Annotated in this window: 5 protein-coding genes; all 5 read left to right on the top strand. The window is 72.3% G+C overall.

The annotated features are described in order from the left end of the window. Positions 1 to 54 precede the first annotated feature (54 nt). Positions 55 to 831 carry a streptavidin gene (locus VR44_RS28975; protein WP_425424538.1) on the top strand — a complete coding sequence of 259 codons (777 nt, stop codon included), beginning with the start codon at positions 55 to 57 and terminating at the stop codon, positions 829 to 831. Between the two features lie 226 nt (positions 832 to 1,057). Then, positions 1,058 to 2,206: an MFS transporter gene (locus VR44_RS28970; RefSeq protein WP_245692402.1), complete on the top strand. Its 1,149-nt coding sequence runs from the start codon at positions 1,058 to 1,060 to the stop codon at positions 2,204 to 2,206. A 30-nt stretch (positions 2,207 to 2,236) separates the two neighbouring features. After that, positions 2,237 to 3,061, top strand: coding sequence for an SDR family NAD(P)-dependent oxidoreductase (locus VR44_RS28965; protein WP_094191979.1), 825 nt, complete (start codon positions 2,237 to 2,239; stop codon positions 3,059 to 3,061). Positions 3,062 to 3,103: 42 nt separating this feature from the next. Beyond that, positions 3,104 to 7,810, top strand: a complete 4,707-nt coding sequence (locus VR44_RS28960; RefSeq protein ID WP_094191978.1) for a non-ribosomal peptide synthetase — start codon at positions 3,104 to 3,106, stop codon at positions 7,808 to 7,810. Further along, positions 7,807 to 8,967 (top strand): AMP-binding protein, encoded by a 1,161-nt coding sequence (locus VR44_RS28955; RefSeq protein ID WP_052713878.1) that lies wholly within the window; start codon positions 7,807 to 7,809, stop codon positions 8,965 to 8,967. The genes VR44_RS28960 and VR44_RS28955 overlap by 4 nt, the downstream gene beginning before the upstream one ends. Positions 8,968 to 8,976: the final 9 nt, after the last annotated feature.

The following is an 8,976-nucleotide window of genomic DNA, read 5'->3' as shown; positions in this document are numbered from 1 at the left end:
CACCGGACACCGCGGGCACCGCACAGGACTTTCGCAACACCCCCTAGGGGCGCCGTGCGGGACTTTCGCAACCCCGCGAGCGCCGGCGGGCGAACACATCGCGCCGCGTCTCCGTACGAGGTCCGACAATTCGCGGGAAATGCGCCTGGCTTACCGCTGGTCACGACACTACGCTCGATCCCGAAAACGCCCGTGACCTTCCACCATCACCGGGCGAACGGCTGGCCCTTCGGCCCTCACAGGGGGAATCACCTCGTGACACGTGTACGCCAAGTCTTAGTCGCACTGTGCGCCATGTCCCTGACCTTCGTCACCGCATCCGCGAGCGCTTCGGCGGACAACCGGGGAACGGTGTCCGCGGAAGCCGCGGACACCGGTTCGGGGGCGGACTCGCACCCCGGCATCCTGGGCACCTGGTACAACCAACTCGGCTCGACCATGGTCGTGACCCGGGCCGCGAACGGGGGGTTCGTCGGCACCTACGAGTCCGCGGTCGGCAACGCCGAGAAGCGCTACGTCATGACGGGCCGCTACGACAGCGCGCCCGCCGACGGCACGGGGACGGCCGTCGGCTGGACCGTCGCCTACCGCAACGCCTACCGCAACGCCCACTCCGTCGCCACCTGGAGCGGCCAGTACGTCCCCGGCGGCCAGGAGCGCATCGTCACCCAGTGGCTGCTGAGCTACGGCACGACCCCCGCCGACCAGTGGAAGTCGACCTTCCTCGGCCACGACGAGTTCACCCGCGTCAAGCCCTCCGCCGCCGACATCGAGAAGGCGCGGCAGCTGGGCGTCACGTCTGCGAATCCGCCGGCCACCGACGGGGAGTGAGCCGGCCCCACGGCCGACCGTGTGATCCGCCCGCAGCGAGGAGGTTCCCGCGGCGGGCGGGTCCCGCATGTCCGCGCCCGGAGCGGTGATCTTGGCGCAAAACCCCTGTTGGCCTGCAAGTTCTGTTGTGGGAGTGTGGTTCGGACTCCAGTTCGCGTGGTCTTCGGGACCCGTGCCATGATCGCTTTCGGCACTGACCGGCCGAGGGCAGGGGGTTCATTTCGTGTTGGGCAAGATCTTCACATTGGCGCTCGGGGCGTTCGCCGTGGGAACGAGCGGCTACGTCGTCACCGGTGTGCTGCCGCAGCTGAGCGCGGAACTTTCGGTCTCGCTGTCCACGGCGGGACTGCTGACCACGTCCTTCGCCGTGGCCTACGCGATCGGCTCCCCGCTGCTGGCCGTGGCCCTGGGCGGCTGGCGCCGCCGTCCCCTGATCGTCGCCGCCCTGCTGGTGGCCGCGGCCGGCAACGCGCTCGCCGCGGTGGCACCGGACTTCGGCGTCCTGATGGCCGCCAGGATCCTCACGGCCGTGGGCGCCGCGGTGTTCACCCCGGCGGCGACCGCCGTCGCCGCCGAGCTGAGCGGGCCCGAGCGCCGGGCGCGCGCGGCGGCCTGGGTGTTCGGCGGACTGGTGACGGCCACCATCGTCGGCGTGCCCGCGGGGACGCTGCTCGTCGGGCCGCTCGGGTACCGCGGGGTCTTCTGGCTGGTCGCCGCGTTCTGCACGGCCTCCGCCGTGGCCGTGGCGGTGGCCGTGCCCGAGGTCGCGGCGCCCCCGAGGGTCACGCTGCGCCGACGCTTCGAAGCCGCCTCGGACACCAGGGTGGTCACCGTCCTCGGGATCACCCTGGCCGCCAGCCTCGGGGTGTTCACCGTGTACACGTACGCGGCCCCGGTACTGGCCGAGACCGTCGGCGCGCACGGCACCGGGCTGAGTCTGCTGCTGTTCGGCTACGGCATCGGCGGTGCGATCGGCAATGTCCTCGGCGGTGTCGCGGCCGACCGGTACGGCTACCGGATGCCGCTCCTGGTGGCCGTGTCCGGCAGTGTGGTCGCGCTCTCGGCCCTGTCCGTGGTGCACAGCACGGCGATCGCCGCCGCACTGCTGTTGGTGTGGGGCGTGTCGAGCTGGGGGTTCAACCCGCCGGTCCAGCGCCGGCTGCTCGAACTCTCGCCGGGCGCCGGCAGCCTGCTGCTCGCGCTCAACGCGTCGGCCCTGTACCTGGGCATCGGACTGTCCGGTGTCCTCGGCGGCGCGGTCCTCGACCACGTCGGCATCGGCGCGGTGACGCTCACCGGAGCGCTGCTGTGCTGCGTGGCGGTCGTGATCCAGCTGCTCTTCGGCCGGCGGGCGGCTCTGCAGCCTTCCCGGTAAACCTGTTCCTCCCGGCAAAGGACGACGTTCGTGCGCGAATTGAACAATGTTGTGGGAATCCTCACGGGGGCCTCGCGGGGCGTCGGTGCACACATCGCCGAGCATTTGGCGAAGGCCGGTGTCCGACTGGCACTCGTCGCCCGCTCGGAGGAAGGCCTGCGGGCCACCGCGGAAAGGGCCGGACGGTACGGACCCAAGCCGCTCGTGGTGCCCGCCGACGTTTCCGACGAAGAGGCCCAGCAGCGGATCGTCGAAACGGTCTGCCGTGAACTGGGCCCGCCCGGACTGCTGGTCAACAATGCGGGGATAGAGCACATCACCCGGTTCCAGGACGCCTCGGTGGAGAGCATCAGAAGGGTTCTCCTGGTGAATCTCTTCGGCGCCGAGGCGATGACCAGACTGGTGCTGCCGCACATGCTCGAAGCCGGGCGCGGGCACGTGGTCAACATCGGTTCGGTGGGCGGGCGCACGGCCTATCCCTACGCCACCATCAACTCCTCGGCCAAGCACGGTCTCGTCGGCTTCACCTGGTCCCTGCGCGAGGAACTGCGGGGGACCGGGGTGGGGGTGTCGGCGGTGTACCCGACGCTGATCGCGGACGTGGGCATCTCCGCCGGCTGGCAGGCGGGACGGCGGCCGCCGCTGCTCGGCCGGGTCGGGCCCGACGAAGTCGCGCGCGCGGTACTGAAGTGCGTCAGGGAGGACAAGGTGGAGATCACCGTGGCTCCCGTGATGGAGAAGGTCGCGGACGTGGTCAGCGCCCTCTCGCCGCGGCTGACCGCCTGGATCGCCAGGAACGGCGGCATCTATTCCTACCTGCGCAAGGTCGCCGACGCGCAGGCCACATCGCAATAACACGCCGAACCAGCATGACCCGCTGGTTGATACGGGGGACTGATGTCCGAGATATCCGCTGTGCCCATTCCCGACCAGGACGGAGGCCTGAACACCATCCGAGACCTGCTGGCCGAGCTCAACAGCGACTACGACCGCTGGATCGACCCGCAGGAGCCCTTGTTCCTCGACTCGCTCGACGCCGTACGGCTCAAGTCCGCGATCGACACCGCGTGTACGGTCGACCTCCCGCTGGAGATGTTCCTCGGCCACTGCACGCTCGAAACCCTCGCCGGGGCGCTGCTCAACCATGGTACGGACGGCGGGTCCGTCCCGCAGCTGGTTCCGGCACCTGAGCGCGCGCACGAGCCCTTCGGCCTCACCGACGTCCAGCAGGCGTACTGGCTGGGCAGCCGGGGATTCGACCTCGGCGGGCGCTCCGCCCACTTCTACGTGGAGGTCGACCTGTTCGCGGCGGACCGCGAACGCGTCGAGGAGGCCTTCAACACCCTGATCGGCCGCCACGGCATGCTGCGGGCGGTCCTGCTCGCCGACGGCCGCCAGCAGGTGGCTCCCGAGGTCCCGTACTACCGCTTCCGCCACGGCGACCTGAGCGGGCTCTCCGAAGCCGAAGGCCGATGTCGTCTCGAAGAGACCCGCGAGGAGATGGCCGCCCAGGTCTTCGACCCGCACACCTGGCCGCTGTACGAGGTGCGCACCCACCAGCTGGACGCGGGCAGGCTCCGCCTCCACATCAGCATCGACCTGCTCTTCGCCGACGCCGGCAGCATCCAGGTCCTGCTGGCCGAGTGGATCCGCCTCGTCCTCGACCCCGACTCCCTCGGCCCGGCCCCCGCGCCGACCTTCCGCGACTACCTCGACGGCGTCGCCGCACACCGTGCGCAGCCCGGCCACCAGACGGCCCGCGCGTACTGGCTCGACCGCCTCGACTCGCTCCCGCCGGCCCCCGAACTGCCGGTCCGCACCCTCGCCGACTCCCGGGCCCCGGCCTTCGTACGCCGCGAGCGCCGGCTGTCCGGCCGGATCTGGCGCCAGATCAGGGACCGCGCGAACACCCTGGGCGTCACCCCCTCCGTCCTGCTGTGCGCCGCCTACGCGCAGGTGCTGCGTACCTGGAGCCGCAGGTCCCGCTTCACCCTCAACCTGACGCTCGCCGACCGGCCGCGCTGGCACGCCGACATCGACCGGGTGATCGGCGACTTCACCAGCACGATCCTGCTGGAGTGCGACCTCGCGGGCGCCCCGAACCTCGCCACGGCCGCGGGCCGGATCCAGGCGCAGCTGCGGCAGGACCTGGCCCACGCCCGGTTCAGCGGCGTCGAGGTGCAGCGCGAGCTGGGCCGCCGGGGCGACGGCACGCAGGCGCGGATGCCCGTCGTCTTCACCAGCCTGCTGCGCGAGCAGGACAGCCTCGGCTCCCTCGAAGGCATGGTCTTCGAGACCGTGTACGCCATCTCCCAGACCCCGCAGGTCTACCTCGACAACCAGGTCGTGGCCCGCGGCAGCGATCTGCTGATCAGCTGGGACGCCGTGGAGGAGATGTTCCCCGAGGGCGTGCTCGACGACATGTTCGCCGCCTACCTCGGCCTGGTCGAGCGCATCGCGGAACAGGAGGAGCCCGCTCCGGTCACCCTGCCGGCCGGGCAGCTCGCCGTGCGCGCGGCCGTGAACGACACCGCCGGCCCGCTGCCCGGCGGGCTCCTGCACGAGGCCGTCGGCCGGCAGGCCGCCGCGCACCCCGACGCACCGGCCGTGATCACCGCCGGCGCGACGCTCACCTACGGCGAACTCGACCGCCGCGCCGACGCCCGCCGGCTGCGCGAGCTCGGCACGGCGCCGAACACGCTGGTCGCCGTCCTCATGCACAAGGGATGGGAGCAGGTCCCGGCCGTACTGGGAGTGCTCCGCGCCGGCGCGGCCTACCTGCCGGTGGACGCGGGCCTGCCGCCCGAGCGCATCGACCAGCTGATCGAGGCGGGCGGGGTGACGGTGGCCCTCACCCAGCCCGGCGCGTACGTGCCGGCGGGCGTCACCGGCCTGGCCGTGGAACCGCAGCCGTGGGCGGACGTGCCGGACGGACCGGTCGAGGCGCCGGTCACCGGCCCCGACGACCTCGCGTACGTCATCTTCACCTCGGGATCGACCGGCCGCCCCAAGGGCGTGATGATCAGCCACCGTTCCGCGCTGAACACGGTGGACGACATCAACACCCGCTGTGCCGTCGGTCCCGGGGACCGGGTCCTCGGACTGTCCTCCCTCAGCTTCGACCTGTCCGTGTACGACGTGTTCGGCGTGCTCGGGGCCGGCGGCGCGCTGGTGCTGCCGGCGCCCGGCGAGGCGCGCGACCCCGGTCGCTGGGCCGTCCTGGCGGACGAGCACCGGGTGACCCTGTGGAACACCGTCCCGCCGCTGCTCGAACTGCTGGTGGAGCACTGCGAGCAGCAGGGCGGCGGCTTCCCGCGCTCGCTGCGCACGGCCCTGCTCAGCGGTGACTGGATCCCGCTGTCCCTGCCCGGCCGGGTCCGGGCCGTCGCCTCCGGCGGGCCCGAGCTGATCAGTCTCGGCGGCGCCACCGAGGCCGCGATCTGGTCGATCTGGCACCCCATCGACCGCGTCGACCCCGAGTGGCGCAGCGTTCCGTACGGCACCCCCCTGCGCAATCAGACCTTCCACGTGCTGGACGCCGAACTGACCGACAAGCCGGACCACGTCACGGGCGAGCTCCACATCGGCGGCGCGGGAGTGGCCCGGGGCTACTGGGGCGACCCCGAGCGCACCGCGGCGCAGTTCCTCGTCCACCCGGTCACTGGCGAGCGCCTCTACCGGACCGGCGACCTCGGCCGCTACCTGCCCGACGGCACCCTCGAACTCCTCGGCAGGGACGACTTCCAGGTCAAGATAGGCGGCCACCGGATCGAGCTCGGCGAGATCGAGGCCGTGCTCGGCGGCCACCCCGGCGTCAGGGCCGCGGTCGTCGTGGCCCAGGACGCCAAGCGCCTGATCGGCTACGCCGTGCCCGAGAGCGGGGCCGCCTTCGCCGACGACGAGCTGCGCACTCACCTCGCCGCCAAGCTCCCCGCGTACATGGTCCCCGCCGTCGTCATGACCCTGGACCGGCTCCCCATGGGCGCCAACGGGAAGCTCGACCGGCGCGCCCTGCCCGTGCCGGAGGCCGTCGCACCGGGGGCCGAGCCGCCGGCGACCCCGGCCGAGGAGATCCTGGCCCGCGCCTGGGCCTCCGTGCTCCCGGTGGAGACCATCGGCCGCCACGACAACTTCTACGCGCTCGGCGGCGATTCGCTGCTCGGCGTACGCGCCGTGGCCAAGGCGGCCGAGCAGGGGCTCCACCTCACGCTCGCGGACTTCTTCACCCATCCGACCGTGGCCGAGCAGGCCGGGCTCGCCACCGACCGGCCGACGGCCGCCGCGGACCAGGGCGAGATCACCGGGCGCGCCGGCCTCTCGCCGAGCCAGCTCTGGTTCTTCGAGCAGGAGTTCGCCGCGGCCGACCACTGGAACGGCATGTGGCCGGTCTTCGAGCTGGACCGCAGGCTCGAACCCGGTCTGCTGCACGAGGCCCTCGCCACCGTGCTCGACCACCACGACGGGCTGCGGGCCCGGTTCCGCACCGACGAGCAGGGACCGTACGCCGAACTGCCCGGCGTGCGGCCGCCGGCCGCCTCCAGGGTCATGGAGGTCGACCTCGGCGCGACCGCCGACGCCGACGTCGAGGCGGAGATCGCCCGGCACGTCGCACTGCGCAACGGCGAGCTCGACCTGGCCGACGGCATGACCGTCCAGCTCACCCAGTTCGACCTCGGCCCGCTGCGCCGGCCCAGGCTCCTCGTCAGCGCCCACTGGCTGGTCATGGACTACTACTCCTCCCGGGTGTTCTACGAGGACCTGCGCACCGCCTACTTCGCCCTGGAGCGGGGAGACGAGCCGGTCCTGCCGCCCAAGACGGCCTCGCTGCCGCAGGCCGCGGCCCGGCTCCACGCCCACGCGGCGAGCGAGGAGGTCACGGCCGAGCTCCCGTACTGGAGCAGGCTGGCCGATCTCTCGCCGCGGCCGCTGCCCGTCGACCACCGCCTCGGCCCCAACTCGCAGGCCTCCGCCGTCCGCCACTTCACGGAGGTGACCGGGGAGACCTTCGACGCCGTGGTCACCGGACTCCCGCGCACCCGGGGCGCCGAAATCCGCGAGGTGCTGCTGACCGCCCTCGCCGGCGCCGTGACCGACTGGACCGGGCAGCCGGAACTGGTCGTCGAGGTGGAGGGACACGGTCGCCAATGGGCCTTCGGCTCGCTGGACATCTCCCGTACGGTCGCCCGGTTCTCCACGCTGTCGCCGCTGGTGCTGCGCCCGGGCGACCTCGACTCCGTGCGCGAGCAGATCCGGGAGATGCCCCACCAGGGCGTCGGGTACGGCCTGTTGCGCTACCTGCATCCCGACCCCGCGGTACGGGCGCGCATGGCAGAGGTGCCCGTGCCCGAGATCGGCTTCAACTACTGGGGCGACGTCAGCGAGTACTTCACCGGTGACGCCCGCCCCGTCGTGGAGTCCTTCGGCCACCACCGCAGCGGCCTCGGCCACCGGACGAGGACGCTCGACCTGATGGCGATGGTGTCGGACGGCACCCTGCGGCTGGTGTGGACGTACAGCTCCCACCTGCACAGGGAGGAGACGGTCCGGGCCCTGGCCGACCGCTTCATCGAAGAACTGCACACCCTGGCGCGGAGCGCCGGATGAACGGGGAAGAGAAGATCATGGAGCACCCGCGTCCCGAGGACCTGTTCGGTGCGGTGACCGTGCCCGAGGTGCTGGAACTCGCCGCCACCACCTCGCGCGGCATCACCGTGGTGAACCGGCGGCTCGACCAGAGCCCGCTGCCGTACGCGCTGCTGGCCGCCGGCGCGCGGCGGGTGGCCGGCGGACTGGTCCGGGCGGGCGTCGGCAAGGGGGACCGCGTCGCGATCGTCTCCTCGACCTCGCCCGGCTTCCTGCTCGCCCTGTTCGGCGTGTGGCGGGCGGGCGCCGTGCCGGTCATCCTGCCCCTGCCGCACCGGCTGTCGGACCTGGAGGAGTTCGTCTCCGAGATCAACCGGCGGCTCGACCACGTGGACGCGCGCTGCGTGGTGGTCGCCGACGCCTTCGGCGACTTCGTGACCGGGCGGATCACCGGCGACCGGCCGGTGCTGACCTGCGGAGAACTGGCCTCGGAACGGGAGGAGATCAGCGGGCCGATCGAGACCCGGCCCGAGGACCTCGCGTACCTACAGTTCACCTCCGGCACCACCGGCCTGCCCCGGGCGGTCGCGCTCACCCACCGGCAGATGCTCACCAACGCGGCGGTCTGCTGCGAGCGGCTGGAACTGGTGCGGGACCGGAGCGTGCACGTCAGCTGGCTGCCGCTCTACCACGACATGGGCCTGATCTCCGTGCTCTCCGGCATGGCCTACCGGATCAAGCTGGTGCTGCAGCCGCCGGAGGACTTCCTCGCCCGCCCCGACTCCTGGGTGGACGCGCTGTCCCGGTTCAAGGCGACCAGCACGGTCGCCCCGAACTTCGCCTACGGGCTCGCCGCCCAGGGCATGCGGCTGCGCCCGCGGGACCTGGACCTGTCCCATCTGGAGGTGTGCGGGGACGGTGCGGAGCCGATCCGGGCGGCCACCCTCGAACAGTTCGCGGAGGCGGGCGCCGTCCACGGGCTCAGGCCGCAGGCGATGACCCCGATGTACGGCCTGGCCGAGGCCACCCTGGCCGTCGCCATGGGAGAGGCGACCCGGCCGCTGGTCTGGGACCACGTGTCCCGGGAGGGGCTGCAGGCGGGCGGCGTCGCGACCCCCGTGCCCGCCGACGCCCCCGACGCCCGCGCGCTGGCGGTCTGCGGCCCCCCGGTGCCCTGAGTCCGGAGT

It is taken from the genome of Streptomyces katrae (genome assembly GCF_000966975.1).
In the GTDB taxonomy this organism is placed as follows: Bacteria; Actinomycetota; Actinomycetes; order Streptomycetales; family Streptomycetaceae; genus Streptomyces; species Streptomyces katrae.
This window is presented reverse-complemented; position numbering and strand designations above follow the sequence as displayed.

Coding starts and splice junctions, on each gene's coding strand:
- VR44_RS28960 (WP_094191978.1), top strand. CDS start 3,104: ATGTCCGAGATATCCGCTGTGCCCATTCCCGACCAGGACGGAGGCCTG.
- VR44_RS28955 (WP_052713878.1), top strand. CDS start 7,807: ATGAACGGGGAAGAGAAGATCATGGAGCACCCGCGTCCCGAGGACCTG.